General features: G+C 33.0%; 33 protein-coding genes. 14 read left to right on the top strand and 19 right to left on the bottom strand.

Annotation, left to right across the window (positions count from 1 at the left end):
• The first annotated feature begins 28 nt into the window (after positions 1-28).
• The 11 genes from MHB74_RS27665 to MHB74_RS27615 all read left to right on the top strand — a co-directional run bounded on the left by MHB74_RS27665 (position 29) and on the right by MHB74_RS27615 (position 7,428).
• Positions 29-454 carry a hypothetical protein gene (locus tag MHB74_RS27665; protein WP_001082099.1) on the top strand — a complete coding sequence of 142 codons (426 nt, stop codon included), beginning with the start codon at positions 29-31 and terminating at the stop codon, positions 452-454.
• Positions 455-495: 41 nt separating this feature from the next.
• Positions 496-891, top strand: coding sequence for a hypothetical protein (locus MHB74_RS27660; RefSeq protein ID WP_000339405.1), 396 nt, complete (start codon positions 496-498; stop codon positions 889-891).
• A gap of 4 nt (positions 892-895) precedes the next feature.
• Positions 896-1,156, top strand: a complete 261-nt coding sequence (locus tag MHB74_RS27655) for a hypothetical protein (RefSeq protein WP_000930819.1) — start codon at positions 896-898, stop codon at positions 1,154-1,156.
• A gap of 91 nt (positions 1,157-1,247) precedes the next feature.
• Positions 1,248-1,511 (top strand): hypothetical protein, encoded by a 264-nt coding sequence (locus tag MHB74_RS27650; protein ID WP_011167263.1) that lies wholly within the window; start codon positions 1,248-1,250, stop codon positions 1,509-1,511.
• A 222-nt stretch (positions 1,512-1,733) separates the two neighbouring features.
• Positions 1,734-2,153, top strand: coding sequence for a hypothetical protein (locus MHB74_RS27645; RefSeq protein ID WP_001104249.1), 420 nt, complete (start codon positions 1,734-1,736; stop codon positions 2,151-2,153).
• A gap of 292 nt (positions 2,154-2,445) precedes the next feature.
• The gene (locus MHB74_RS27640; RefSeq protein ID WP_000520746.1) at positions 2,446-5,109 is read left to right on the top strand and encodes a type IA DNA topoisomerase; all 2,664 of its coding nucleotides are present in this window, start codon (positions 2,446-2,448) and stop codon (positions 5,107-5,109) included.
• A gap of 190 nt (positions 5,110-5,299) precedes the next feature.
• The gene (locus MHB74_RS27635) at positions 5,300-5,944 is read left to right on the top strand and encodes a thermonuclease family protein (RefSeq protein ID WP_000708141.1); all 645 of its coding nucleotides are present in this window, start codon (positions 5,300-5,302) and stop codon (positions 5,942-5,944) included.
• 33 nt (positions 5,945-5,977) lie between these two features.
• Positions 5,978-6,178, top strand: a complete 201-nt coding sequence (locus MHB74_RS27630) for a hypothetical protein (protein ID WP_001014120.1) — start codon at positions 5,978-5,980, stop codon at positions 6,176-6,178.
• A 76-nt stretch (positions 6,179-6,254) separates the two neighbouring features.
• Complete coding sequence (locus tag MHB74_RS27625; protein WP_000078380.1) at positions 6,255-6,542, top strand: hypothetical protein; 288 nt, start codon at positions 6,255-6,257, stop codon at positions 6,540-6,542.
• Positions 6,543-6,618: 76 nt separating this feature from the next.
• Entirely contained in the window at positions 6,619-7,038 is a 420-nt protein-coding gene (locus tag MHB74_RS27620; RefSeq protein ID WP_000454806.1) for a disulfide oxidoreductase, read from the top strand.
• A 96-nt stretch (positions 7,039-7,134) separates the two neighbouring features.
• Entirely contained in the window at positions 7,135-7,428 is a 294-nt protein-coding gene (locus tag MHB74_RS27615) for an ArsR/SmtB family transcription factor (RefSeq protein ID WP_000207870.1), read from the top strand.
• 305 nt (positions 7,429-7,733) lie between these two features.
• Here MHB74_RS27615 and hfq read toward each other — a convergent pair whose 3' ends face one another.
• The 3 genes from hfq to MHB74_RS27600 all read right to left on the bottom strand — a co-directional run bounded on the left by hfq (position 7,734) and on the right by MHB74_RS27600 (position 9,326).
• Positions 7,734-7,919 (bottom strand): RNA chaperone Hfq, encoded by a 186-nt coding sequence (gene hfq / locus MHB74_RS27610; protein WP_000557400.1) that lies wholly within the window; start codon positions 7,917-7,919, stop codon positions 7,734-7,736.
• Between the two features lie 175 nt (positions 7,920-8,094).
• Positions 8,095-8,235, bottom strand: a complete 141-nt coding sequence (locus MHB74_RS27605; RefSeq protein ID WP_001233271.1) for a hypothetical protein — start codon at positions 8,233-8,235, stop codon at positions 8,095-8,097.
• Entirely contained in the window at positions 8,232-9,326 is a 1,095-nt protein-coding gene (locus MHB74_RS27600) for a Rap family tetratricopeptide repeat protein (RefSeq protein ID WP_000561969.1), read from the bottom strand. Before MHB74_RS27600 ends, MHB74_RS27605 begins: the two co-directional genes overlap by 4 nt.
• 347 nt (positions 9,327-9,673) lie before the next feature.
• Between MHB74_RS27600 and MHB74_RS27595 the strand changes: the two genes are divergently transcribed.
• Together MHB74_RS27595 and MHB74_RS27590 are read left to right on the top strand one after the other, a co-directional pair.
• Positions 9,674-10,069, top strand: a complete 396-nt coding sequence (locus MHB74_RS27595) for a hypothetical protein (RefSeq protein ID WP_000549611.1) — start codon at positions 9,674-9,676, stop codon at positions 10,067-10,069.
• Between the two features lie 176 nt (positions 10,070-10,245).
• Positions 10,246-10,572, top strand: a complete 327-nt coding sequence (locus tag MHB74_RS27590; protein ID WP_000749219.1) for a hypothetical protein — start codon at positions 10,246-10,248, stop codon at positions 10,570-10,572.
• Between the two features lie 71 nt (positions 10,573-10,643).
• Here the strand turns inward: MHB74_RS27590 and xerS are convergent, their stop codons facing one another.
• The 15 genes from xerS to arsL form a co-directional block, all read right to left on the bottom strand.
• Entirely contained in the window at positions 10,644-11,729 is a 1,086-nt protein-coding gene (xerS, locus tag MHB74_RS27585) for a tyrosine recombinase XerS (RefSeq protein ID WP_000066152.1), read from the bottom strand.
• Positions 11,730-11,756: 27 nt separating this feature from the next.
• Positions 11,757-12,842: a PD-(D/E)XK nuclease family protein gene (locus MHB74_RS27580; protein WP_002073815.1), complete on the bottom strand. Its 1,086-nt coding sequence runs from the start codon at positions 12,840-12,842 to the stop codon at positions 11,757-11,759.
• A 187-nt stretch (positions 12,843-13,029) separates the two neighbouring features.
• A complete protein-coding gene (locus MHB74_RS27575; RefSeq protein ID WP_000701128.1) occupies positions 13,030-13,434 on the bottom strand; it encodes a hypothetical protein in 405 nt (134 codons plus the stop codon).
• A 343-nt stretch (positions 13,435-13,777) separates the two neighbouring features.
• Positions 13,778-14,203 carry a protein-tyrosine phosphatase family protein gene (locus MHB74_RS27570; protein WP_000186246.1) on the bottom strand — a complete coding sequence of 142 codons (426 nt, stop codon included), beginning with the start codon at positions 14,201-14,203 and terminating at the stop codon, positions 13,778-13,780.
• 26 nt (positions 14,204-14,229) lie between these two features.
• Positions 14,230-14,511: a HesB/IscA family protein gene (locus MHB74_RS27565; RefSeq protein ID WP_001027741.1), complete on the bottom strand. Its 282-nt coding sequence runs from the start codon at positions 14,509-14,511 to the stop codon at positions 14,230-14,232.
• A 38-nt stretch (positions 14,512-14,549) separates the two neighbouring features.
• A complete protein-coding gene (gene arsA / locus MHB74_RS27560; protein WP_000183539.1) occupies positions 14,550-16,310 on the bottom strand; it encodes an arsenical pump-driving ATPase in 1,761 nt (586 codons plus the stop codon).
• Between the two features lie 18 nt (positions 16,311-16,328).
• Positions 16,329-16,688 (bottom strand): arsenite efflux transporter metallochaperone ArsD, encoded by a 360-nt coding sequence (gene arsD, locus MHB74_RS27555; RefSeq protein ID WP_000717835.1) that lies wholly within the window; start codon positions 16,686-16,688, stop codon positions 16,329-16,331.
• Positions 16,689-16,752: 64 nt separating this feature from the next.
• The gene (gene arsC, locus MHB74_RS27550) at positions 16,753-17,157 is read right to left on the bottom strand and encodes an arsenate reductase (thioredoxin) (protein WP_000428327.1); all 405 of its coding nucleotides are present in this window, start codon (positions 17,155-17,157) and stop codon (positions 16,753-16,755) included.
• Between the two features lie 26 nt (positions 17,158-17,183).
• Complete coding sequence (gene arsB, locus MHB74_RS27545; RefSeq protein WP_000072358.1) at positions 17,184-18,239, bottom strand: ACR3 family arsenite efflux transporter; 1,056 nt, start codon at positions 18,237-18,239, stop codon at positions 17,184-17,186.
• A 29-nt stretch (positions 18,240-18,268) separates the two neighbouring features.
• Positions 18,269-18,616 carry an ArsR/SmtB family transcription factor gene (locus MHB74_RS27540; protein WP_001188007.1) on the bottom strand — a complete coding sequence of 116 codons (348 nt, stop codon included), beginning with the start codon at positions 18,614-18,616 and terminating at the stop codon, positions 18,269-18,271.
• A 483-nt stretch (positions 18,617-19,099) separates the two neighbouring features.
• Positions 19,100-19,594, bottom strand: a complete 495-nt coding sequence (locus MHB74_RS27535) for a GNAT family N-acetyltransferase (protein WP_000456785.1) — start codon at positions 19,592-19,594, stop codon at positions 19,100-19,102.
• 87 nt (positions 19,595-19,681) lie between these two features.
• Positions 19,682-20,062, bottom strand: coding sequence for an ArsD-related vicinal cysteine protein VcpD (gene vcpD, locus MHB74_RS27530; RefSeq protein WP_001038621.1), 381 nt, complete (start codon positions 20,060-20,062; stop codon positions 19,682-19,684).
• 13 nt (positions 20,063-20,075) lie between these two features.
• Entirely contained in the window at positions 20,076-21,185 is a 1,110-nt protein-coding gene (locus MHB74_RS27525; RefSeq protein ID WP_000100984.1) for a GTP-binding protein, read from the bottom strand.
• A gap of 19 nt (positions 21,186-21,204) precedes the next feature.
• On the bottom strand, positions 21,205-21,927 hold the full coding sequence (locus tag MHB74_RS27520) for an MIP/aquaporin family protein (protein WP_001205149.1): 723 nt from the start codon (positions 21,925-21,927) through the stop codon (positions 21,205-21,207).
• 16 nt (positions 21,928-21,943) lie between these two features.
• On the bottom strand, positions 21,944-23,218 hold the full coding sequence (arsL, locus tag MHB74_RS27515) for an arsinothricin biosynthesis radical SAM protein ArsL (protein WP_001023736.1): 1,275 nt from the start codon (positions 23,216-23,218) through the stop codon (positions 21,944-21,946).
• A gap of 379 nt (positions 23,219-23,597) precedes the next feature.
• Here arsL and MHB74_RS27510 point away from each other — a divergent pair, with 379 nt between their 5' ends.
• Positions 23,598-24,863 carry a tetratricopeptide repeat protein gene (locus MHB74_RS27510; RefSeq protein ID WP_000901453.1) on the top strand — a complete coding sequence of 422 codons (1,266 nt, stop codon included), beginning with the start codon at positions 23,598-23,600 and terminating at the stop codon, positions 24,861-24,863.
• A 95-nt stretch (positions 24,864-24,958) separates the two neighbouring features.
• Here MHB74_RS27510 and MHB74_RS27505 read toward each other — a convergent pair whose 3' ends face one another.
• Positions 24,959-26,101, bottom strand: coding sequence for an inorganic phosphate transporter (locus MHB74_RS27505; RefSeq protein ID WP_000665209.1), 1,143 nt, complete (start codon positions 26,099-26,101; stop codon positions 24,959-24,961).
• Positions 26,102-26,144: the final 43 nt, after the last annotated feature.

Here is a 26,144-nt window from a genome sequence, read left to right as displayed (position 1 = left end):
AAAGGAATAAGTGAGGTGTAACCAATTGATGAATCGTAGTTTGATATATTGGAATGTTGAAGAAATCGATAGAAATATAGTTTTAATTACTTTGAAGAAAAATATTACTGTAACTAAAAAAAGTGTCTTACAACTCTATCAAAGATGCTTAACAATAGGTGAGAGTAGTATACAAATACCTATTACACCACTAAAAGCAAAATTTCACCGGGATTTTTATTCTTTTTATAAAGAGTATGCTCGTAAGAGCGAGGTAGATAACTATATATATTATGAAGAAACAAAGGTTGATTTTAACGAATTAATTATTTTTTTACCTTTCCTCGGTGTTATAGATTGTGATTTTACCAAGGGAGTAATGTTTGGTTACCGAAATGAAAAGGATTTAACGAAACTGCTTAATTTGTTAGATAAATCCTATGCAACTTTTCTTAATGGAAAATTACATAATTAACTTTCGCATAAATCATAATTAATCCAATAGGAGGCAATAGAATGGATGCGCTACAAGAATTAATATCAAAACATAATTGGAATTTACAATGTTGGGAAGATAGATATAGTAGAGGCATATGGGCAGTGGTTGCACCTCATCCGAATCACACATATGAAGTAAGAGAGATTACAGATGGTGAAGGAAAATTGAGTACGGAATTAGGGTTTTATTTCTATAATGAAGGCTCTTGGCTCCCTGTTGCTAATGGAGATAACCTAAAGGATGTATTAATGAAGCTAGATGACAAAATTAAACCGATGATTGATAACACTATATGGAGAAGAAGTGTATATGACACTTTTCAACACTTCCTTGAAGAAAACTATAGTTATTATGAATTGGAAGGTGCTCTTAAAAATAAAGTAAAGGTTTTACTAAAACCAGAGGGACTATAAATAGATGTTAAATTGCGAGGAAAGTGAGGATGAAGAGTTAATGGCAACTGGGAAACATTTTTATAAACATTTAGATAAGGAACAATATTGTAATGTAAATATCGAATTAAATATGGAGCAATTGGCTCAAATGGTTTGTAAAACAAACTATGGACTACATCGTTTTATCTCTGAAGTAATCGATATAAAGAGAACAAGTAAATGGCAAGAAGATAAAGAGTTTGCGGACGGTTTAGAGAGTTTATTGAATAAAGGTTATTTTTAAAGCTAATTGTTATTGTAATTGAGGTTAAATAATATTTTTAAAAATCCATTCGAATGTAGTAGCAAATAATTAAAAGCTTTAAATATAGGAGATGTTTATAGTGGGATTACTTTTTCAATGTGAAGATTGCGGTAAGGAAAACAATATTTCCGATATTAAGGGCACATGTGGAAATTGTGATAATAACAAAATGAAAAATTTTAAAGTTATCATAACTAGTGGAGAGTTAAGAGGAATGAGTGGAATGTATACTCTATCTAAAGCAAAAGAAATATTAGAATCGGCATTGAATAAAGAAAAAATTTTAATAATAGATCCTAAGAGTAATATTAATATGATTTTTATACAGAAATGAGATGATATTTATTGAGTCACGGAACTTTTAAAAGAGTGATTGTATTTATGACAGTTGTTTTTATTATTACTATGGGAATTTCATTTATTCTTAAAATGTTTGGTTGGCTTTAGATTCGAATAAAAATTATTACTTTAATTTAAATATGAGTTGATAACATGGGGACGTTTACAGCATTTCGTGGAAAAGTAATCACTGATGATAGAAAGGTGTGATTTTTAGATGAATTGGAAAGTGAATGCAGGAGCAGTTTTGTTTGGGATCTGCTTGGTATTTGGTTTTGTTTGGTACAGTGAATACCAAGGTAATAAATTGGTGGATCATATGTTGCAGGAACAAAAGGAACACTTAAGTGGCGAAGATAAACAAGGAGTAGTATTAGGGAAAGAGGAAAAGGAAGAAGATCTTGAAATGGATACAACCTTTGATACGTCTTCTATGTTTGTACCGGGTATTAACATGAGTGTACCGATGACAACGACAAGTACAAGCGTTTCTGATGGTGAGAAAAGGTATTATCTAAAAGTAAATGTAGAGGAGAAAGAATATAAAGTGTCAGTTGAGAAAAGCTTGTATGAACATATAAATATTGGAGATAACATCGATGTTGTGGTCGGTGATAATATGATTAGAACAAAATAAGGATATTTTAATTCAATTAAAAAAACAAGAACGATACTTAGTTTGAACAAGGTGAACTTAATAATTACCCTATTGGAGCAATAATATTAATAAGTTTATTATTTGCTAGCAATCTTAGTCTTAATTTCTTTTATTTTATATATATATATAAATACTATGTACGAAACATACAAACATAGATAATGTGCTATAATAGAAATAATCCAATACTAAAAAATCATATTGCAAAAGGACACACCTACGCATAACCATAGCGTAGGTGTGTCCTTTTTTTGTTTAAGGAGGAAAAGTTATGGGGAAAACGCTATTTATTGCAGAAAAATCAAAAGTGGCCAATGAAATTATGAAATCGCCACGATTCCGTCACTCACAAAAGTACATTGGTAGCAAGCCTTATTATGGTTATTATGAAAATGATCATTATATTGTCAGTTGGTGCCGTGGACATTTGCTGGAACTAAAAAATCCGGAAGAGATGGATCCAGAGTATAAAATGTTTAAGTTAGAACATTTACCTTTAATTTATCAGCCAGCTTATAAAGTGATACAAGAAAATGCTGAACAATTACAAATCCTTGTTAAACTACTGCAACGTCCTGATGTTGACCATGCGGTGAACGTATGTGACGCGGACCGAGAGGGAGAGTTAATCTATAGGGAAGTGTACGAATATGCAGGTGTGAATAAAAAGCAATCTCGCGTATTTAAATCCTCTTTTGAAGCTGCAGAACTTGAAGCAGCTCTCAATCGATTAGAAAGCGCATCTAAATACGATGGACTGGCGTATTCTGCTAAAGCAAGGCAGTATCTGGATTATCTATTAGGGATGAATATAACCAGGGGATGTACCACAAAATTAGCACAAAATAAATTCTTATTGTCATCTGGCCGTGTACAAATGTGTTTATTAAATGAGATACGCCAACGCGAATTAGCAATTGAAAACTATAGAGAGCAATCTTATTATCATCTGCAGCTAATAACAGATTTAGGACTTACACCGGTTATGAAAACAGAAGATCAAGTGTTAAACCCATCGCCATTAAGAAGTTTGGGAGAAAATTTGAAAGGGCAATATCTTGTAGTAGAAGAATTTAAAGAGGGAACCAGGAAGAAAAATCCTAAATTGCTATATAACTTAACAGATCTGTATAAAGATGCCCATGCGCAATTGCAAATTAATGCTGAAACTGCAAAAAAACATATTCAGAACTTGTATGAAGAAGGGTTTATTACATATCCTCGTTCATCTTCTAGGCATTTGCCTACAGAGCAAGTAGAGCGTGTAAAAGGTGTTATGCAGGCACTAGCTAAGAGTCAGTATTCTTTACTGGTACAATCCGTAGATATTGAAGCAATTGATGTGAAACATAAAACATTCAACGATGAGCTTGTATCAAGTCATTTTGCTATTATACCTACGACTAAACAATATCAAGAGGAAGGTCGTCCAGAGATTGAAAAACAACTATATAGCCTCGTAGTAAAACGTTTTGTGGGTAATTTCATGCGTCCTGCAGTATACCTGGTAAGAGAAGTATTACTTATTGACGCGATGGGAAATATCTATCAAACAAAAGAAAGTGTACTTCGAGAAAAAGGATTTCTAGAAGTGTTTCAAGAGGAAGTAGAGGAAGAAAGTGTGGAAGTATTTAAAATTCCTATTATGCAGAAAGGACAGGAACTTCAAATCTGCGATTTTGAATTACTAGAATCCAAAACAAAGAAACCTGCTCTACACACAGAAAGCTCCATTCTGACCTTTATGGAAACAGCAGGACGTAAAATAGACGATGAACATTTAAAGGAATTAATGAAGGGGAAAAGAATTGGAACCGTTGCAACCGAAGCAACCTTTATTCCAGCTTTACATGAGAAGAACTATATAGCCATTGAAAAAGGGAAAATTACTACGACTCCAATTGGACGTGCCTTTATTGAACAATTTCCTGTTCAACAAATTAAAGATCCACTATACACAGCTGAAATGGAAGGAATGATACACCGTATTGAAAAGAATGAAATGAGTTATGAAGACTTCATTGCCCAAACAAATACATTTGTACAAAAAATAGCACAAGAGATTATAAGAATACCTGACACGGTTTCGCACAATCTAATAGAGACCTGGAAGCAACAAATAGAAGTATGCCAATGTCCTTGTGGAAATGGAATAATTTTAGATAGAGGGAAATTTTTCGGGTGTAGCAATCATCCAAACTGTAACATTGGATTACCCAAAAGAATAAAAGAAAAAACGATTCCTGCAGCACAAATTAAAAAACTGTTTGAAGAAAATAAAACGGACATTATAAAAGGATTTAAATCTAATGGCAAAGAATTTTCTGCTTATTTAGCATTCGTTAACGGTGAAGTCAGCTTTAATTTGCCTTCAGTTGAAGAATTATCGCTAGGTCAGTGTCCAAAGTGTCAAAAAGGACAAATCCTAAACCGTAAAACGTTTTTTGGGTGCTCAGAATATCAAAACGGATGCGATTTTATGTTGCCGGCTAAAATTAAAGGAAAGAAATTATCCGATAGCCAGATTAAAAAACTAGTGAATAACAATGTAACAGACTTCATTAGTGGTTTTAGTGGAGAAAAAGGAGAATTCACAGCTGCGATTCGATTAAACCCGGACCTTAGTATTTGTTTTGAATTTCCAACTGCAGAGGATCGTACAGTAGGTAAATGCCCATTATGCCAGAGTAGAGTCATAATAGGGAAAACAAACTATCTATGCGAACAGTACAAGAAGGGCTGTGATTTCATTGTTTCAGGAATGATACTTGAAAAAAGAATTACAGCTAGTCAAATCAAGAAATTATTAGAAAAGAATATGACGGATACAATAAAAGGATTCATATCGAAAAAAACAGGAAAATCATTCGATGCGAAATTAACATATGACTCTACACAGAAGAGAGTCACGTTTATATATGAGAAGAAGAAATAATATCGCAAAATCTTAAATTTCATATATAAAATTAATAAGAAATATGATATGATGAAAGTAACAAAATACTTCTAAAACTATCTTGCAAAAGGACACACCTACGCATATATATGCCATAGGTGTGTCCTTTTTTATTTGTTTTTGAGATGCAGCTATTTACGAATTTTGATTAGGAGGAAGAAATTTCGATATGAAAATATGGATTAAGGCTATTTGTTTAACATCATTCGTACTTCAAATGGCAGCATGTAGCAATTCGACACAAATAAATAATGAATCAAGACCTGCCCAAGCAGTACAAAACGGGATACAACAGCACATGGAAGGGAAAGGTATTGTTGATGTTCCAGAAGCTTATAAGGGAAAAATAAAAGACTTAGAGACTGTTAAAGGGAAGGTATTACATATAAAGGACGGAGATACGATAGACGTGAACGTAAAGAGGCAGAAACAGACGGTACGGTTACTGTTATTGGATACTCCTGAGTCTGTATCTCAAAAAATCCCACCACAAAAGATGGGAAAAGAAGCCTCTTCCTTTTTAAAGAAACAACTAGAAGGGAAAAGTGTAACTTTGGTTTATGATCGGGGACAAAAAGAAGACAAATACGGTAGGAAATTGGCTTATGTATTTTGTAACGGAATACATATTAATGAATTAATGGTCAAGTCTGGTTATGGGATTATAGCCTATATCTCTAGACTTAATACTACATTTCTACCTGAAATGCTAGAAGCAGAAAAAGAAGCAAAAGAATTAAAGGCTGGTGTGTGGGGCATTAAAGGATTTGTAGATGAAAAGAATCGGCATTATAACCGTAATGATGCAGCTTAATATCAATACTTATTCCAAAAGGAGGTTTCTTGAATGAATGGGAACAAAAGAAACATGCTCTTATCTTTTTTTATTTCTACTTTTTTTATTTTTTTGAGTCTATTTCCATTTAGCGGTAATGAATTTGTATATGTTATTGCAAAAATTGGAGCTGCAGCCGGTGTAATAAATATTGTGATGATGAGTGTGGTCTTGTATTTTCAAAGCAAAAAAATGAGACACCTCTTAAATTAATACGGCAAAAACGCTTGTTTTCCTTACTCGTATACAAAAGAAAGGGGTAAGGAAAACCGAAAGGGGCATTTTTTAGATGAGTCAAATTCCAGGGTTTTTGAAGTTCGTTTTAGCAAAGGAAAGACGATATGTATATTTGGCTGTAGCAGAAAAGAAAAACAAACGAGTGAAAACACATATTGTATATAGATTCGGTCCACTAGAAACAGCATTAGAAACTATGTACGGAATGCGTGATGATTTTGAGAATTGCTTTCCACCAGAGTTGAAAGATAAGGGGTATGACTGGGAAGATCTAAATGATTGGATACTATCCATTGAAACCGGTTATTCCAAATACGGAAATAAATTAGTGACATTCTAAATAGATAATTGAGATAATATTGCATCCTTATTATAAAACCTTCAATACAATTAAAATCGTGTGAGGAGAACATAAAATGGAATGGATTCGTAAGTACCACATTGCAATTGCTTGGATGATAGCTACTAGTGCAATGCTAATTAGTTTATTTTTTAGTGAATGGATGAAGCTGCCGCCATGTGATTTATGCTGGTACCAAAGAATGGCCATGTATCCATTAGTATTAATATTGGGGATAGGAATGTATAGAAAAGATCCGCGCGTCAGCATGTATGCATTTCCATTTACGTGTATCGGTTTAATATTATCTGTATATCAAATTACAATACAAGCATTTCCTATTAATGAGATGAAGATTTGTTCAGTAGGAGTTTCATGTACAGAAGATTACTTAAATTTATTCGGTTTCATTTCGATACCTATGCTATCTTTTATTGGATTTTTAGTCATCATAATACTTATATATATTGAATCTGATAGAGAGACAAAAGAATAAACATTATAGTGGTTATGAACAATGTACTCAAGTAAACACAACATACTTAAAAATAGATAATTAAAATAAAACAAAATTATAAAAGGAGAAATTAAAATGACAACTATTCAAGCAAGTAATGAAATGTACAAAATCCCAGAGGCGGATGTAGAATTATTAAAGATTATGGCCCATCCAGTTAGGTTACAAATTGTGAAGGAGCTAGAACACCGCAAAATTTGTAATGTAACACAATTAACAGAGCTATTAGATGTCCCTCAATCAACTGTATCTCAGCACTTATCTAAGATGCGTGGCAAGATTCTCCGCTCGGAAAGAAGAGGGTTAGAGATGTACTATCATATTGCAAATTCCAAAGCATGTCAGATTGTTAGTGTACTAGGTTTATAAATACCTCAAATTAAATAGCGGATTATGAAATTAAAAATAAAATAAGGGCAGCCTAGCATAGCTGCCCTTATTTTATTTGTGATTTTGCATATATTTGTGCGCATTTAGTATAGCAAACATTATTCTTTGCTTTCAACCTTCAATATTTTTTGTTTCTCAATATGTTTAGTATGCTTTTATTTTATAATAAACTTAATTCTTTTTATTTATCTATATTTCCTGGGGTGAATCCTTTTATTAAGGATTCCTTTTTTGTTTTTACCACTTTTTAAATTAAAAAAATTCAATTTTAAGCAGATTTATATTTATAAAGAAACCGTTGAAATAGCTTGTTTATAAAGGAATTGTTGCTTTCCGTTACTGGAGACTAGCACTGAAAATTTATCAACAGCAATAATAATGCCAGGTACTCTTACTCCGTTTATTAAAAATATTGTTACTAGTCTTTGTTCCTCTATTAATTTTTTATAGAAATCTTCTTGTGTATGCATTAATAGTTAATTCCTCTCTTAAAATTTTAAGCTCCCTTTTATGGATGCAAAAGGAACCAGTTACTTTTAATTTCTATATTAAGATTCTGAAATGATTGTATTTTGTAATTTTATAATAGGGATCCCCATATAAAAATAAAAGTCCTCACAATGAAGTGAAGACCCTTGTTTTTTATCATCCGCCAGTATGGCCGTGAGCATATTGTACAATTTTTTCCTCACTAAGCGCTTTCTGTGTATCAGTTGCATGGCTAGAATTCAAAATAAATGTGAATGCAGCTGTAATCCCGATTAAGCTAAAAATTACTTTTCTCATTTTAAAGCCTCCTTCTCAAAGTTTTTTTCTTCGGCTTGATGGCTAAGGTAAAAATAATCACTTGCTTTTGAACGGTTATTCTCTTGATGGAATAAAACTGCTAATTTTTTAGCGTATTCTTGTACGTACTCATGTAGGTTTTCTCTCTCAAAATAAGAGATTCCTGTTTTAATTGTCTTTTCTAATTCGTCAGCGGTTACTTTTTGATTTAACTTTTCTAAAATCCAAAAGTGATGTTCGTACTCTTCATTTTTAAGCTCTTTACAAACTTCTAATCCTTTATCTATAAGGTTAGAAGTTTCCTCTGAATCTCCCATTTCCATATGCTCTCTAGCCTTAATAAAGATTGCTTTATAGTCTTTAGGGAGTTCTTGTATTACTTCAGATAAGTATCGTATTGCTAGTTCAGATAAATTTTGGCCAGCATACATTAATCCTAAGTTGTGACGAACAAACGTAATAAATTTTTCTTCACCTGATTTTTTAAATGTATTAATAGCTGTAATAAAGTGTTCTTCAGCTTCTTCAAATTGTTTTAAGTGTGTACAAGCTAAACCAATTAAATTATCACATAACGCAATAGTAGCCTCATATCCTGCATGCTTTTTAAAAATCTCTTTTGCCTTAGTTGCTTCTTTGATAGCCGCCAATGGCTTATAGATATGATAATGGAAAGTGGATAGTTTGAAATAAAATTCTCCATGTTCAACTTCATCCGGGATATGGTTTAATAGTTCTTCAGCTTTGTTGTAATGTTCTTTCGCACTTGTAAAGTTACCTGTAATATTTGAATGAATAGCTTTAAAGAAATGGTAGTAGTACGATAAAAACTGATCTGCAGGCACCTCTAATGATTCAACCTTATCAAAACTGTCTTTTCCAATGCTTAAACTATCAACCATATATTGATGACGAAAATCTAAAAGAGAATAGTATAAAAGCAGGTTTTGGTCCTCTTCAATATTGTGTATTTTTTGATCAATTTCAACTTTTAATTTATGCGCCTTTCCAATATGTCTGGCACGAATCTCTATATACCAGTCATTTAACATTTTTGTGATTTGCTCATTACCCTTTATCGAAGCAATCATTATATATTCCCCCATCCTATAGAGTATCCTATTTATTACCATCATAGCAGAAAAGCAGGATATATTATGTAATTTTAATTTATTTATCAATAAAATTCTGAAAAAAAAGTTAATTCACTCATCGCTCAAAAAACAACAATAAACTTCATTAAGTTTATTGTTGTTTTTCGTATATATAAAATATATAATTTATATATATATTATTCTAAAATTAATACTCTGAAAGGGGGAGTGCCGAGATGAATATTAATAAGCTATAAGTGAAGAAGAAGGAATTCAACTCAGTAAAGAAAGAATTGTAGAAGTAAGAGAGAAGTGATTTTCATAACTGGGAAGGGATAAATATAATGCATAAATCTAATGAAAAAACCAATGCAAATGTTATAGTGTGTTTTTTTATAACTATTATTACGATTATAATTGTGTGGTTTATTTTTCCGGCAATACAGTCAGCTATGACAGAATATGAAATTGAAGAAGAGACAGTAAAAAAAGGAAGGTTAGTACAGGCGAAGGTTATCGATAAAAAATTTATTGAAGGCGATCCTGGAAATCCTCTTATGGGTGATACAGGTTCTCCAGACAAACATCTTATTACATTATATACGAATGAAAAGATGCGAATTATAGACGTGAAAAGTGATGTTTTTAACCAAATTGATGTAGGTAATGAAATAAAGGCTTATGAATATAAAGAACGCATAACAATAGAACAAGAAAAGAGAAAAAGTGGTTGGGATTAAGGGCAACTGCTCCAAGTGAATATGAAAATTTCACCTTTATTTAGTTAAGGGGGGATAGAAAAATTGAACGGTGATTTTTCGTGATTACATATATAATACATAATATAATGATATAATGTATTATATAAAAACCTAATACGTTTAGTTTACATAAATTGAAATGGGGTTGAACAAGAATGAAAAAGAGTTTACTTGAAAAGATTTTAAGTGCATTATCAAATAATATACCCGCTAAGGGGCTTTCAAATTACTTATACCAACAAATTCAACAGTTAACATCACAAAAGGATATTGAAGCCTTTTCAGCTAATTTACAAGAACGAGTCAAGAATATTGAGTCAGCATCTCAATTCGAATTAGTGAATTTAGGCACAGCACTATATGCAGCGTTCTCAGCTGATAGAGAGTATAAAAAAGGTTGGATCGTAGATGCTTATTGGGAAGTGTATAATAAATGTAATTCAGCCAATCAAGCTGTATTAACTGGTGTTTCAGGCTGGTAAGTTTTTTTATCACTGAGTAATAAATTCAACAGTATAAAAACAGGATACTTCTTTAAGGAAGTATCCTGTTTTTATTCAAATTGTCTTTTTTCTAATCGATCAATGGCTTCGCGTTTCTTCTCGTTATTAATATTAGTATAAATACTAGTAACTTCAACAGAGGTATGGCCAAGTTGATCGCGTAATAATACTAGATCCTTATTTTCTTTATAATGATTTGTAGCATAGGTATGTCGTAGTTTATGAGGACTGCGTTTTTCATCAAATGCACTTGTATATTTATCTACTAAATTTTGTATGGCACGGACAGAAAGCTGGGTGTATTTTCCTTGGTACCTTGTTACAAACATAATTTCTTCTTCTGGAGGACAACCATACCTTTCTTGGCGTACTTTCAAATACTCTTGTACATCATCTAGACTGGATTGAGTAGCAAGTATGGATGATTTTTTATTCCCTTTACGAATCACTTTGATAGTTTTTTGGCGGAAATTAACGCTAGATAGGCTAAGACTTGCTAATTCTGATACACGTAGCCCTGTACCTAAAATAAGGCTAATTAAGGCAATATCACGTTCTTTGTCACGTAAAAAGTAATTGTATTTACGAGTAGAAGTTTCTTTCAGAATAAATTCATAATCGTTTGCTAGAAAGCGCAGGAATGCAGCATCATCATTATTATTAAATATCATATTCGCTACATCATCTGCTCTTGCTGCAGCATCTATTTTTTCTTTATGTAATTCTATTTTATCCATTACATTTCGTGAAAGATAGCTATTCCCATATTCATCTTCAGTTTTTTGTGAAAGGTATTTAAAAAGAGATTTTAAAGCCGAAAAGGTCCTGTTAATTGCTTTGATTTCAATACCTTCACTCTTAAGGTACATATGAAATCGATTCACTTCATTTAAAGGTAGGCTTTCTAACAATTCAATTGGAATTTCATGTATTTCAGTTGCGACATTTCCATTTATGACCGCTATTCGTTTCTCAATCATCCATTTAAAAAACTTTTCAAATTCTGTTATATATCCATATAAAGTAGCAGGGGAGAGCATTGCTTTCATTTCTATATATTCTACTACATACCAGGGCATATTTTTTTTGTGCTTTTCGACAAGTGATTTAAAGCGTTCTTTTTCTTTGTTACTCATTTTATACACCTCTAATACTTTGGAGTATTATACTGATTTACTTTTGGGAAATTCCCAATTAGATTTTTTTAATTCGGGATGAATTTTTTGAATAATTAATTCTGCTTTCATCATTATCTCTTCAAAACTCTCCGTTAAAAAGTCAAACTTCCATTTATATAGGGAGTTATATACTCTAGGTATTGATTGCCTACGAGCAATATTTCCCTTAATTTGGGGATTTTTAGATACTATTGAAATAATATTTGATTTTAATTGATGTAATTCTTGACTTGAAAGATACCCTTCCGTTGGTAATTTAACTTTTAAAATAAGATCTTGATAATTAAATTCCCAATAGAATGTTATTTTTTTATTAGAAATGGTTTTATCTAACCATCCTGGTTCCCAATTCATAATTGGATTATTATTACCACTGTAAATATTCCAGGCTATTTCGTTTTTTGAATTGGATTTTAGATGTTTGTAAAGGTAATAAAAAGCAGTGAAATGCGTACGATACCCGTTCTTGCGCCAAGAATCTTTATCTTTAATATTAGTTAAAGTAGGAAGTAAGTTCTTAATGGTTTTACCTTTTTTTAACTCGACTTGCAAAGAGTCCATCCAATCCCTGTATATATAGTGCTCACTATCAATGTTATTAAAGGCAGACATGATATCATTTAAGCAAAAAGTATTAAAGTGCTTATGTTTTGGAATCTGACAAATTTGAGAAGATCCAAACAGGAAAAGAATAAATATAGCATCTTCGCTGCTGTGAAAACCATCGTAGGTTGCAGTAAGTTGGTCTTTTTTGGCTATAGTGTCAACTTTCATTTCGATTACTATATATTTTAGGTCACCATTATTTAGTGTTATTTCAATAACAAGATCCACTCTTTTTCCACTTCCGATAGAAAATTCGGGTTTACACTCTATAAAATCAATATCCGAACTTTTGAAAGGGGGGAGGATGCCACACATTTTATATAAATTGCGAAGCACATTTGATTTTTCGTTGTGATCAATCAATTCATTGCTTGAGTCTAACAACCATTTTATAGCACCTGTATGAACTTTTTCAAACTGATACCCTACAATATCTACAAAATTAGATCTCACAGTAAAAAACATCCTTTCATAGTGGGAAATTTGATTATATACGAAGAATAAAAAAACAGCTATCTATTCTTCACGTTAAATACAATTTTAACGAACAAATGTTCTTGTCGTTTTGAAATCATATTCTATTTACTAATTCGCTTGAAAATTTCATTATGGATGATTCATACGTCATTCATACTATAACATTTACAAACTATTATTTAGTGTTGGGAAAGTAGGACTCTGTACTATAAGGCACTCTTGTATTCATTACCTGATAAATGGTTAACTGATCAGCTAATATTTGTTTTTCACTGGCATGGTATTCTTTAAATACTTGTAGTAAATTGAAGTAGACGGGTGTTTCTTCATAATATAATTCATTGTATGCTTCAATAAGATCTTCGAAATTATACTTCAAACCTTTACTGAAACATACTTTTTCATGTTTAAAACGAGGTTCCTCAAAGTAATCTTTTATTTCATTCCAAGCTGTCTCAATGTCTTTTCCGTCTCGTATTCTAGGAATCATTAAACCACAGAATAGTTGTACAAATGTTTCTGCTTGCAAATATCTTTTTTCTACTTTTTTTGTTTTTTCTTTCATAAAAGGAATTTTCATATTAATTCTCCTCAACTTATAATAAATGACAATAACATCATAACATATAAATAAGACAATACCAACTGTTCGTTAAATCGGAATTTAACGAACAGTTGGTATTTTGTTCATCCTCCCTCCCCTTTCTTAAATTATTGTACAAAGACATGAAACTCTAAACTAATTAGACAAGAAAGTCTAAACTATCATTTGGGGAACTTAGTTGGGACAAGAAAGTCTAAACTAAAATTTTTTAGATTTATATAATATCCATTAAACATAATGTTAAACCAAATTAATTTGAAAGAATATAATTTATTAAAGAAAAATCCCCAAAAATATGAATTTTTAGGGATTAGATATATTATACGTATAAACGGTTTAACACTTGTTTCATTTCTGGCTTGATACTAATGCTTGAACGGATTTCTTTTGCTTTTTGTTCAGCTTCTTCCACATTAGATGCATGCCCTAATTCTACTAACAACCCTGTAGCAACTGTACCTGTACGATTACGTCCACCAGAACAATGGAAAAATACTTTTTTATCTTGTTCAACAGCTTCCTTGACCGCCGCAATTGCATTTCTTACTGATTCATCTTGCCCTTCAACACCTTCTACGATTGGATAAGCATGACGTTTAGTCCCAGACGGAAACCCTTCTGGTTCTTCTCCACCAGCACGTAAATCAAACACCTCTGTAATCCCGTGCTTGTTTACTGCGTCTTGTATAGCGTCTACTCCACCAATATATACTTTTCCTTTTACTAATTCGTGATAGTTAGTCATGTTTGTTAATCTCCTTCAATTATTAGTTAGCAGCAGTTAGATCCGCCACTGATAACCAGTCCTGCGCCTTGTTGATCCTCTACATAGTCTAAAGTTAAAGTATTAACAATTTCAGCTACTTTTGGATCCATAGCGACTTGAACACCATTTACTGTTTCTGTGATATCACTTTCTTCTGCTTCGCCTAAATTAATACCGTAACTAGGGCCACAGCATCCAGCACCCTCAAATGTAAAACGTAATGTTGAAACACCGTTTTCTTTCATGGCATTTTCAATAAATTCTTTTGCTTTATCTGTAATATTCATTATTATTTCTCCCCTTCACAGTAACTAATTAAAATGTTTTATTTTACTAACTCTTTAAGTTTCTCATATCCTACAATATCTTCCGATTGCCAAGGGATAATAACACAGTTATTTTGTGATTCCTTTTGCACTTCTTGAATCCACTGTATTTCGGACTGTGCTCTTCCTCTTAACACAAAGTCACTTGTATGTGTTGCGTAAAAACTTTGATTGATAACCCACCATTTCGGAGTAATATCCGCACGTTTTAAATCTTCTTGTAGACGGCTTGCTTCATGAACTGGTGTTGCTTCTGCAAGTGTTACAATTACAACGCTTGTTTCTTCTGGATTACGCAAACGTGGTAATAAGTTTTTCACAGACTGTGGTACTTCACCCGTAGAACGTGCAATTTCCTTATGATACGTTTGTGCTGCATCTAGTAACAATAATGTATGACCTGTTGGTGCTGTATCAATTACTACAATTTCATCATTAGCTCTTTCAACAATATCGGCCAAAGCACGAAAGACTGCAATTTCTTCCGTACAAGGAGAACGTAAGTCCTCTTCGAGATACGCTAAACCTTCTTCATCAACTGTATCTTTTGCTTGCTCTATGACTTCCTTACGATAGTTTTCAACTTCTACTTTTGGATCAATTCGGCTTACCGTAATATTCCCTTGTTCTCCATGCATGACATAATCAATATGTGCTGCGGGGTCAGTTGTAGTTAGGTGTACATGGTGCCCTTTTTCAGCCAGACCAACTGCAATTGCTGAAGCTACTGTAGTCTTTCCGACACCACCTTTTCCCATTGTAAAAATTACTCGTTTTCCTGATTCTGAAAGATTAGTAATCAATGTCTGAAGTGAAGGGATAGAGACGGTATTTGCTTCCTCATCTGAAATCAAGAGATTTTCCATTGGTTGAACCAGTTTTCTCATATTCTCTATTCCAGTAACATTAAACGGTACTAATGGAATTTCATAAGTAGGAAGATTTTTTAATTCTTCTGCCATGTTTTCTAACGCGCGTGATTGTCTCTTAAACAGTGCATTTGAGACATTATCATTTTGCATATAGTCTTTCAAAATCCCATTTACAAGTAGAAATTGATTACTAACACCAATTTCTTTTAATTCATGAGCTGCTCGTTCTGCTTCTTGTAATGGAGAACTATCCGGTCGTGTAACAAGCATTAACATCGTTTGGTTTGGATTAGATAGTGCCTGAACCGTTTGATTATACAACTCTTTTTTATCACCAAGTCCTGCTAATGGCCCTAAACAAGAAGCCCCATGAGTACTTTCTTCCAGGAAACCACTCCAAGCCGTAGGAAGTTGAAGAAGACGTAACGTATGACCTGTTGGTGCTGTATCAAATATAATGTGATCGAATTTTGATGTTAATTCTTTATTTGTAAGTAACGTAGAGAATTCATCAAATGCAGCCATTTCTACTGTGCAAGCACCAGATAACTGCTCTTCCATCGTTGCAATAACAGCATCAGGAAGCTTTCCACGATATGGACCAACAACACGTTCTTTATATTCATGAGCAGCAGTTTCAGGATCTAAGTTTGCTACTTGTAGATTTGGAACACTTGGAATTTCTTTCGGTTTATTCGTAAGTTCTATTTCGAACACATCTTGTAAATTAGAAGCTGGGTCAGTACTTATTAATAAAACTTTCTTCCCCATATCAGCTAACGTAATAGCTGTTGCACATGCAGTAGATGTTTTTCCTACCCCGCCTTTACCAGTAAAGAACAAAAATGGTGTGAATGCTATTGTGTTTGGGTTATATAAGTTTGTCATTGCCTTTCACTTCTTTCTCTATTTTTTCACGTTTAGCTTTAAACGTACGACTGGCTTTTGACTCAACTCTTCTTCTGTTATATCTGTTAATTGTGTAAGTTCTTCATTTGTCAGGTGACTTTTTTCTTTTACTACTTTTCCATCCACCAAAGTTACAGGTAACACGTCTGGTCCTTTATCTGTTAATAGTTGACTGATAACACCATTATTGGCAAATGCGTCTGGTTCACTTGCTAAATTATAACGAGTCACATCAATTCCTTTATTCTTCAAGTTGTTCACAGCAACTGAAATACGAATTAACTCTGGATCAACACTTGGACCGCAAACTCCAGTAGAACAACACATTGCAGGATCAAAAATTTCAATTTTTTTCATCTCTGATTTCTCCCCTTCTTTATAAAAAAGCCGAGAAAGAATTCTCGGCCTATTTTGTTTTCAATTATTCTCCTGTTTCAGCATACTTTTTAATGCGTGCGCCAATTTCATCACGAACTCTTTGGAATACAGACCATTCTTGACCCGCTGGATCATCAAATCCCCAGTGAACTCGTTTTACATGAGGTGGTGTTGTTGGACATACGTCATTTGCATGACCACAAAGTGTTACAACTAAATCTGCTTTATCTAAAATGTCACGATCGATGATATCCGATGTTTGATCCGTAATATCAATGTCTACTTCTTTCATTGCTTTAATTGCATTCGGATTTACTCCGTGTGCCTCAATGCCAGCAGAAAGTACATTCCATTTGTCACCTAAGTATTTTTTACCCCAAGCTTCTGCCATTTGGCTACGACATGAGTTTCCTGTGCATAAGAAGTAAATTGTTTTTTTGTTTTCCATGATAATTCCACCTTTATTATGAATAATTATTTTGGTTGTGTTTGAAAGTATTTACGCTGAAACCAAAGTGCTACATTTACAAGCGCTATCATAACTGGAACCTCGACTAAAGGTCCGATAACTGCTGCAAATGCTGCACCTGACTGAATTCCAAATACACCTACAGCTACCGCAATTGCTAATTCAAAATTATTACTTCCAGCTGTAAACGCTAATGTTGTTGATACACCGTAACTTGCACCGATTTTTTTGCCCATAAAGAAAGAGACAAAGAACATGATTACAAAATAAATGAGTAATGGAATTGCAATGCGTACAACATCAAATGGTACGCTAACAATCACTTCTCCTTTTAGAGAGAACATCACAATGATTGTAAATAGTAATGCGATTAAAGTGATTGGACTAATCTTTGGAATGAATACTTTTTCATACCATTCTCGCCCTTTCGTTTTTACAAAAATCAAGCGTGTTAGCATTCCTGCGATGAATGGAATTCCTAGATATATAAACACTGATTTTGCAACCTCTGCCATAGTTATATCTACAACAGCACCTTCAATTCCTAACCATTCTGGAATAACTGTTACAAATACATAAGCATATACTGAGAAAAATAACATTTGGAATACAGAGTTAAATGCTACTAATCCTGCCGCATATTCTGTATCACCTTTTGCTAAGTCATTCCAAACGATTACCATCGCTATACAACGAGCCAAACCTATCATAATTAAGCCCACCATATATTCTGGTTTATCCGGTAAGAATATAACAGCTAAAGCAAACATCAGAACAGGACCAATAATCCAGTTTTGTACCAACGATAATACTAATACTTTTACATCTTTAAAAACTCGCCCCATCTCTTCGTAGCGAACTTTCGCGAGTGGAGGATACATCATTAAAATTAATCCAATGGCAAGTGGAATAGAAGTAGTTCCTACCTGTAAGCTATTCATTCCCTCAACAAAACCAGGGGATAGATATCCAACTCCAATTCCAACAGCCATTGCAAGGAAAATCCAAAGAGTTAAATACCTATCTAAAAATGACAGTCGCTTTTTCCCCGTGTTGCTCATTCTTCTCACTTCCCTTTCCTATTGTCACACTAACATTTACATCGAAGGGTTGGATTACACTTTTCAATTTGTTGAATGTTTTCTTTCTGATCAGGTACATGCTGCAAAATATCTTTAATAATTGGATAAAAACTACTTTCCTCATTTAAAGAATAGTAAATCCATTGTCCCTGCCGTTCTTCCTTTAATAATCCAATATCTTTTAATTTTCGAAGATGTTGGCTTATAGATGGTTGGCTCATATCAAATACTACTTGAAGTTCACATACACAACATTTACGCTCATTTAAAATTGCAATGGTTGTTAGTCTTGTTTTATCTCCAAGTAGCTTCAAAACACCTGATACTTGAGCTAACTCTACAACTGTTTGTTGCATCGCAATCCCTCCTTTCAAATAATTATATAAGCATACACTTATATGTTAGGTAAAAAAATAAATCCTTATGCAGTTATTCAAAATAAATATTAAATCATGACTGAATTCGATATAAGTATATAACTAATTACTTATATGTTTCAAGTAATATAACTGATTTCTAGAAAAAATTATTGCTTCTAGGGATTTAATGCGAATGTTTTATTTAAACAACACCTATAAAGAAAAATATGAGGTTTCTCTTATTTTGTAATCAATTCATCAATCTTACTTATTTCTTTATATGCATGCTCGAAGTTTTGAAATGTATAATTCCCATATGCAGTATGATCTCCTCTAAAAATCCTATTAAAAATAATCTCCTTGGCCTCAATAACAGTACACTGCTGAGAATTCATAACTAATCTAAAATAGGATTTAAAGTATTCGACACTAAGCTGGCTTCCATTATTAATAATCATATAATCACCTTATTTCATTTATTTAACGACCTATCTTACCACTTCTTCTCTCCATCAAAATGTTATCTTTCCAAATTCCATTTACCTGCCCTATTTTCTCTCTTACCCCTACAATTCTAAATCCATTCTTTTCATGAATTTTTATGCTTGAAATATTTTCTGCAAAAATATTTGCCTGCAGTGTCCAATAACTATTTTCCTCTGATAAATCTACAAGCTCTTTGAGTAATCTGAATCCAACATTATTCCCTATATAGTTTGGATGAACATATACACTCGTTTCTCCTACACCCACATATGCACATCTTGATGATATTTTACTAACAGAAGCCCATCCAATAATAATTTGATCCACTTTAGCTACAATACATGTCTTAAGATCACGGTTCATTTTCCATTTATACCAATCCGGACATTCTGTCTCAAAAGTAGCTGTTTTAGTTAAAATACCCTTCAAGTAAATATCACTAACCTGAGGCCAATCCTTTTCTGTTAGCTGAACAATACTATACTCCATAACTTTCATCCCTTCTACTATTTTGCTTTGAAATATTATAACTACGTTTTAAGGCCCTTAGTCAATATGCTAAGGACCTTAAAGTAATTATTTATTCAAAACTTTCAAAACGGATTCCATTTGAGGCTTTGTAGCAAAACTCACTAATGTTCCATTCACCACTACCGCCGGTGTAACGTAACGCAATACAGAATCTTCACTAATATTCCCAAAGCCACGCTCTTGGATTAACTGACTTAATTTCTTTTGAGCTAATACGCGATCCATTGACAATTCATAGTTATACAAATGAACATTAACCAGTTTATCGAAGTGTTCTTTTAATTGTTCCTTTAATTCTAAACTTTCTTCAAAAAATTGATTGCTCTCTTCGCAGCAACCCTCTTCTGAATTATTATCACTGTCACAACAGTCAGTTTGGTTAGTAACAACGCTAGGAAAAATCTCTATTAAATCATTTTTATTCATAGTCATATCCCCCTTAAACTGTCTCATATAAACGATGTACTGGCTTAGGTGGTAATGGACTAAAACATTCATTGTATGTTTCACTCCAATTACTACCTAACTCTTTATTAATAGCACCGATAGAATCTGCTACAACTAAGTTAAGGATAGCAGGAGTTGCCTCAATACGAATATTTAATACGATTCTAAATTCTTTTCCTTCTTTTACATTTTCAACTGTAAATGTAGGTGCATCACCTGTTTGAACCATACTAGCTTTTACATAGCCACCTTCAAATCCTACATGTACTTTTAAATGAGCGATAGCCATTTTTTCACGGATAAAGTGCTTATTAAGATTATCCAACAATTTTTCAGCCCATTCACGAGGGTTTATATCTTGCTCTGCTTTGATATCTCCTAAAATATTCATCCAAGCTAACTGCGCTTCACCCTCAGCATACAGTTCATAGTCAATATCTAAAACCTTATCTCCGCCTAAATCAGTCGTCAGCCATGTATGAGTTAAAGCTTCTAAGTTATCTCCTCTTTCAGCAGAAAAAGTTTGAATGATAGTTTGCGGGTACCTCTGTTGTAAATATGCTTTCAGTTTAGCAATCTCCTCTTCAGAATAGCGGTCTACTTTATTTAAGGCAATAATATCAGCTTCAGCTAATTGCTTTTCAAAAATATAACTAACTGATTGAGAGAAGAACGGTTTCGTATTTTCATCAAGATTAAGCTCATGTAGCAACCTTGCTGGCTCTACTACAATAGTTAATGGTGCTGTCTTAAACTTATCTGCATAATACTGTTTTAACGGTTGAATAACAGTGGCAGCAAGATCCGTACAGCTTCCAACAGCCTCTGCAATAATTACATCTGGTTGTTTTTCTTTCATTAAAGTATTTAAGTTATTGTATAAGTCATCGAATTGACAGCAAAAGCAGCCTCCTGTCACCTCTTTAGACTCTAATCCATTTGCACGAGCTAATTCAGTATCGATTAACTCTTTCCCTTGGTCATTTGTTACAATTGCAACTCTATAACCTTCCTTTTCTAACTTTAACGCTGATTTAATCATAGTCGTAGTCTTACCCGCTCCTAAAAATCCTCCTAATAAAACAAGTCTTGCTGTAGACATTTATCGTTCCCCCTATTTTCTATTGTTCATGTATAAATTTATAGACTATTGCTGCTAATAACGCTCCTAACGTTGTTGCAACTAGGTATATCCATAAGTACTCAAACGTACCAGAGATTAAAGCAGGTCCAAAAGATCTTGCTGGATTCATTGATGCACCGCTAATTGGTCCACCAAACATTGCTTCAAGTGCTACAGTTGAACCTATGGCAACCCCAGCAAAGGATTTTGTTGCTTTTCCATGTGTAGCTGAAGCAAAAATAACCATCATTAATATAAATGTTAATACAAATTCAAGAATGAAACTTTGTGTCCAGGATTGACTTGGCAATGTTGCACCCAAATTCGCAATGTCCCCAAATATGGAAAGTAAAAATAAACTAGCGAATGAAGCACCAATCATTTGAATTAAAATATATAAGATAGCTTCTCTTCTAGAAATTTCTTTAGCCGATAATAACGCAATTGTCACAGCTGGGTTAAAATGAGCACCTGATATATGACCAAACGAATAGATTAATGCAAGAACTACTAACCCGAAAGTGATTGCTACACCTATGTGCGTTAAACTTTGAGTTATAGAATTAACAATAATTGCGCCCGTTCCCGCAAAAACTAGTGTGAATGTTCCGATAAATTCAGCTAATAATTTCCTTTTTAATTCCTTTGAATACGCAATTTCACGAAAAGAGTCTAATTTGACAGTGGTAACATAAGAACTCGCGACTGATTTATCTCTCATACAAGTTCACATCTCACTAACATTTTAAACAACATCTTTTAAAGATTCCTTCCTCCGGTGGAGTCAACATTTCAAAATATAACTCGTCAATCTTTGAATCTGGATGTTTCCAGTCGTAATGGAACTCATATTCTGTTAACTCTAAGTCTTGAATAGATTGTTTACGCAATAACGGAGACCCTTTATATAGATAAAGTCTTGTTTCATATTGAATTGGATCAATAATATTCCCTAACTCATTGTCTTCTACAAATGATCTAAATGTTGTTAAATCCTCAAAAGTTGTCCAAGGATTGAACATAATAAAAGTAGGATTTAATTTAATATCTATTTCTCTTAAATATGCAATTCCTTGTTCAATATCAGCGACAGAAGTATCTTTTGCTACCGCATCTAAAACCTCTTCTGAAGGGAATTCTAGAGCTGAAGTAATAAATTTAACTCCTAGTTCTTTCATTTCAGCAAGTGTCTTCTTGTTCTCAAGAATGTGATCTACACGAGTTGTAAAATCGTAAGTTAATTCTGGAAATTCTTCGTGTAGCTTTCTTAAAATCTTAATGCCATGATATTTAGCATTAAAGAAATCGGCATCAATAAAAGTTAAATGCGTCATGCCGCCCTCTACTAAGTTTCGAACATCTTGCAAAACAATTTCTTCTGGAACTAAAATAACTTTTCCATCATAAGCGGCAAATACTGAGCAGTATAAACATTTATGATGACACCCTCTTGCAATTTCAGTAGATCCAACCACTTGATCAGATCCAAGTAAACGATTGATTTGTTTTTGTGGATATTTATGTAATGCTGGAAGTAAATGTCTTGAAGGAATATCTAGATGATTGCGTGCCATATATGGATGAACTGATTCTCCTTTAATCGCTTGTTCTGCACTTAAAACTCCAGGTAGGCTCTCTTGCGTTTCTCCTGATAAATGTTTAGCTAACAAAGTTAGAGGATGTTCCCATTCCCCACTTATACAAGAATCACTGTAACGACCCGCAAGTCGATTTGCATTTATAGTTGCATGCTGCCCAAAGAAAGTTATATGAGCATCAGGATTTATCTCAGCTACTTTTTTCGCCACTTCAATTCCTGCTGTAACAGCATCAAATAATGGAACAGAAATAGCAACCAATTGTTTGTCTTTAAATTTCTCTTCAACTAAACCTTCTACATATGTATCTAGGATTTCTACATTAAAGCCCGCTTTAACCAGTGGTGTAGCAGCTGTTGCAATTGTGTTGGGCTGAAATCCTCCTTCAAAATTAGAAACCAATAAGATATTCAACTTCTTTCCCCCTATTTCATACTTCAACAATTTCAATATCATTTGTTATACATAATCAACCAATAACACAGTACGTAAGTTTCTTGTAACGTTAACTTACGGCCATACTGGATCAATTAAAAACACTACAGTTGCTGCAAAAAGAACTACTTTCATCCCAAATAATTGAACTTTTGTTTTCATAAATTATTTCCCCCTGTTATTAACCTTTTTAACATTTTTATAAAATTAGTTTTTTGTTACTAACTTTAACTAAATCATAATTCAACAGGTAATCATTGTCAATACATTATTAACATTTATTTTACATTTACTTTTTGTTCAAAATTGTTAATAATAGTGAGTAAGTAGTAAAACACAATATGATTGGAGTTATAATATGTTAGGTCAACGTATCAAAGAGCTAAGAAAACAAAAAAAACTAACTCAAGAGAAGTTAGCCGATGGTATTATTACACGTAGTTATTTAAGTCAAATAGAAAAGGGATTAATTCAACCTTCTTATGAAGTATTAGAGGCTTTAAGCAATAAATTAAACTGTTCTGTAGAGGATTTCTTCGATGTTGTGGAAAACAAAGAATTAACACTCTCTCAAATAAAAAAAGATATTAAGGCAGCAGAAAACCACACTACAGCAAATCTATGGGATAAAGTTAAGAACTTTATTGAGCAAAAGAACTATTTTAATCACCCAGATGTGAATAAGTATGACGAAGGAATTTTGAATTGGATACACGGTAAATATTACGAGCATATTCATGATTTCAATCACGCTATTCCATACTTTACAAAAAGCATTTCCTTATTAAAAGAGGGTAACTATGTAAATGAACTTGTTAGATCGTTAGATTCTCTAGGATACTTATATAGTAGAATTAACAATCACGAAACAGCTCTCTCTACACTGAATAGAGCTTATAAAATAATAATTCATGAACAAATTAGTGGAATTCTACGTGTTTCTTTACTTGCTAATTTAGGTATTGTTCATGGTCGGTTAAGCGAATATTATTCAGCAATTAACTTCTTAGAAGAAGCAATTGAACAAAACGAACAAACACGAACTCATTATAAAGCAGGCGAAATCTATATGGCACTTGGTATTTGTAATATGGAACTCCAACGCTTCGATCAAGCTAAAAAAGCAAATGAAAAAGCTCTTAAATTTTTCAAGCTAAATGAAAACAAACTTTATGAAGCAGGAACATACACGAATCTTGGTATTCTTTCTTCTTATAAAAAAGAGTTTCATCAAGCTCAGTTATCATTTAAAACAGCTCTTAATCTTTATACTCAAAACAATGCAAAACCTAATGAAATTATGAACGTACAGGTCGAATTAGCTAAAAGTTATTTCGCTCAAAAAGATTATGAATCAGCAAAATCAATTTGCTTCGACACGATTGAAACTAAATCGAAGAATAAACATAAAGCACAAGCTTATGAATTGCTGGGCGACATTTATCTTGAAGAATCTAATGAAGAATTAGCACTAAAGTATTATATGGAGGCAAAAGAAATTGCCGAGTTTATATCGCCAAATAATAAACAAGTTTGTAGACAAATTTGCAAAAAAATTGGAGATTGTTATGTTGTATTGAAAGACTTCGAGAAATCTGCCTATTACTACCAAGAGTGTTTCTAAGTAAAAAAAGAACAGTGAATTCATATTGAATTCACTGTTTTTTATTTAAATGCTAACTAATAAAAAATATAAATTTATATAACTTTATAGATAAATTAAATGATTGCTTTTAAAAGATAATATACAATTACCGCTATAATACCAGCCCCTGGCAGAGTCACTATCCACGACAAAATAATATCTCTAATTACAGACCAATTAATCGTTTTTGCTCCTTGCTTCATACCTGCTCCAATGATAGCAGAAGTACTTACATGTGTTGTTGATACTGGTAACCCTAATTGACTAGAAGACATTACTAAGCAAGTTGTCGTTATTACAGAAGATAAAGAACTATTTTCATCAAGTTTTGTTACTTTACGTGCTAATAAATTTGTTACAGCTAGTCCCTTCACAAGACTACCAATACTCATTGCAACAGTAACTAAAAGGAATAAGGATAGGTGTGATTCATCTCCACCCTCTTGAAATCCATTTAATGTTGCTACGAGTAACGCGATTGCTACTATTTTAGGAGTATCATTAACAGATCGTACAAAACAAATAAGTCCACTAGATAACCAAGCAATACCCTTTCCAGCTTGAGGATTAATATGAATTTTATTAACAAATAGATTAAGTATCCAGGCTACTCCAAGACCTAATACAGGACTCAAAAGTAAAGGCAATACAATTTTGCTCACTAAATTCCCCCATAAAACACTGGATACACCATGAGATATACAAGCTACCAAAATTACTGCTCCTATAATTGCGTGGGTTGTTGATACTGGTAATGAAAATTTAGTAGCTAGTGCCACCCATAAAGTTGCCCCAATAGCCATGGCCAATGCCATAGTAGCTGAAAGTTGATAAGAAGAGTTCATTAATCCCTCTGTAAATAGCTTTAATATTTTTGACGCGAAGAAAACCGAAAGTCCTCCTCCTATTGCAGTCATTATAGAACCATATAATAGTGCTGTCTTTTCCGTAGCAATTTCAGCAGCTACAAGAGGTGCAACACCTTTCGAAACATCATTACCACCGTTCTCTACGGCTAACCACGCTACAATACTTAAACCAATAAAACTCATAAATGAATAACTTGGAAAAATACCCAAAGCATAAAATGCCATTGTAATTACACACGCCAGTACCAATCCTGTCAAAGGATTGGATGTAAAATTAAACTTCTTATTTATTACCGTTTCCTGTCCAGAACTAACTTCAATAGGTTGTTGATACACACTTTCTTTCATAAACCCCATCATCCTTAATATATATTTAGTTTTAATATCCCTT

It is taken from the genome of Bacillus sp. FSL K6-0069, from assembly GCF_038007785.1.
GTDB classification, from domain to species: Bacteria; Bacillota; Bacilli; order Bacillales; family Bacillaceae_G; genus Bacillus_A; species Bacillus_A mobilis.
This window is presented reverse-complemented; position numbering and strand designations above follow the sequence as displayed.

Bases quoted from the DNA above. Each gene is read 5' to 3' on its own strand.
- MHB74_RS27665 (WP_001082099.1), top strand. From the start codon at position 29: ATGAATCGTAGTTTGATATATTGGAATGTTGAAGAAATCGATAGAAAT.
- MHB74_RS27660 (WP_000339405.1), top strand. From the start codon at position 496: ATGGATGCGCTACAAGAATTAATATCAAAACATAATTGGAATTTACAA.
- MHB74_RS27655 (WP_000930819.1), top strand. From the start codon at position 896: ATGTTAAATTGCGAGGAAAGTGAGGATGAAGAGTTAATGGCAACTGGG.
- MHB74_RS27650 (WP_011167263.1), top strand. From the start codon at position 1,248: ATGTTTATAGTGGGATTACTTTTTCAATGTGAAGATTGCGGTAAGGAA.
- MHB74_RS27645 (WP_001104249.1), top strand. From the start codon at position 1,734: ATGAATTGGAAAGTGAATGCAGGAGCAGTTTTGTTTGGGATCTGCTTG.
- MHB74_RS27640 (WP_000520746.1), top strand. From the start codon at position 2,446: ATGGGGAAAACGCTATTTATTGCAGAAAAATCAAAAGTGGCCAATGAA.
- MHB74_RS27635 (WP_000708141.1), top strand. From the start codon at position 5,300: ATGAAAATATGGATTAAGGCTATTTGTTTAACATCATTCGTACTTCAA.
- MHB74_RS27630 (WP_001014120.1), top strand. From the start codon at position 5,978: ATGAATGGGAACAAAAGAAACATGCTCTTATCTTTTTTTATTTCTACT.
- MHB74_RS27625 (WP_000078380.1), top strand. From the start codon at position 6,255: ATGAGTCAAATTCCAGGGTTTTTGAAGTTCGTTTTAGCAAAGGAAAGA.
- MHB74_RS27620 (WP_000454806.1), top strand. From the start codon at position 6,619: ATGGAATGGATTCGTAAGTACCACATTGCAATTGCTTGGATGATAGCT.
- MHB74_RS27615 (WP_000207870.1), top strand. From the start codon at position 7,135: ATGACAACTATTCAAGCAAGTAATGAAATGTACAAAATCCCAGAGGCG.
- hfq (WP_000557400.1), bottom strand. From the start codon at position 7,919: ATGCATACACAAGAAGATTTCTATAAAAAATTAATAGAGGAACAAAGA.
- MHB74_RS27605 (WP_001233271.1), bottom strand. From the start codon at position 8,235: ATGAGAAAAGTAATTTTTAGCTTAATCGGGATTACAGCTGCATTCACA.
- MHB74_RS27600 (WP_000561969.1), bottom strand. From the start codon at position 9,326: ATGATTGCTTCGATAAAGGGTAATGAGCAAATCACAAAAATGTTAAAT.
- MHB74_RS27595 (WP_000549611.1), top strand. From the start codon at position 9,674: ATGCATAAATCTAATGAAAAAACCAATGCAAATGTTATAGTGTGTTTT.
- MHB74_RS27590 (WP_000749219.1), top strand. From the start codon at position 10,246: ATGAAAAAGAGTTTACTTGAAAAGATTTTAAGTGCATTATCAAATAAT.
- xerS (WP_000066152.1), bottom strand. From the start codon at position 11,729: ATGAGTAACAAAGAAAAAGAACGCTTTAAATCACTTGTCGAAAAGCAC.
- MHB74_RS27580 (WP_002073815.1), bottom strand. From the start codon at position 12,842: ATGTTTTTTACTGTGAGATCTAATTTTGTAGATATTGTAGGGTATCAG.
- MHB74_RS27575 (WP_000701128.1), bottom strand. From the start codon at position 13,434: ATGAAAATTCCTTTTATGAAAGAAAAAACAAAAAAAGTAGAAAAAAGA.
- MHB74_RS27570 (WP_000186246.1), bottom strand. From the start codon at position 14,203: ATGACTAACTATCACGAATTAGTAAAAGGAAAAGTATATATTGGTGGA.
- MHB74_RS27565 (WP_001027741.1), bottom strand. From the start codon at position 14,511: ATGAATATTACAGATAAAGCAAAAGAATTTATTGAAAATGCCATGAAA.
- arsA (WP_000183539.1), bottom strand. From the start codon at position 16,310: ATGACAAACTTATATAACCCAAACACAATAGCATTCACACCATTTTTG.
- arsD (WP_000717835.1), bottom strand. From the start codon at position 16,688: ATGAAAAAAATTGAAATTTTTGATCCTGCAATGTGTTGTTCTACTGGA.
- arsC (WP_000428327.1), bottom strand. From the start codon at position 17,157: ATGGAAAACAAAAAAACAATTTACTTCTTATGCACAGGAAACTCATGT.
- arsB (WP_000072358.1), bottom strand. From the start codon at position 18,239: ATGAGCAACACGGGGAAAAAGCGACTGTCATTTTTAGATAGGTATTTA.
- MHB74_RS27540 (WP_001188007.1), bottom strand. From the start codon at position 18,616: ATGCAACAAACAGTTGTAGAGTTAGCTCAAGTATCAGGTGTTTTGAAG.
- MHB74_RS27535 (WP_000456785.1), bottom strand. From the start codon at position 19,594: ATGGAGTATAGTATTGTTCAGCTAACAGAAAAGGATTGGCCTCAGGTT.
- vcpD (WP_001038621.1), bottom strand. From the start codon at position 20,062: ATGAATAAAAATGATTTAATAGAGATTTTTCCTAGCGTTGTTACTAAC.
- MHB74_RS27525 (WP_000100984.1), bottom strand. From the start codon at position 21,185: ATGTCTACAGCAAGACTTGTTTTATTAGGAGGATTTTTAGGAGCGGGT.
- MHB74_RS27520 (WP_001205149.1), bottom strand. From the start codon at position 21,927: ATGAGAGATAAATCAGTCGCGAGTTCTTATGTTACCACTGTCAAATTA.
- MHB74_RS27510 (WP_000901453.1), top strand. From the start codon at position 23,598: ATGTTAGGTCAACGTATCAAAGAGCTAAGAAAACAAAAAAAACTAACT.
- MHB74_RS27505 (WP_000665209.1), bottom strand. From the start codon at position 26,101: ATGAAAGAAAGTGTGTATCAACAACCTATTGAAGTTAGTTCTGGACAG.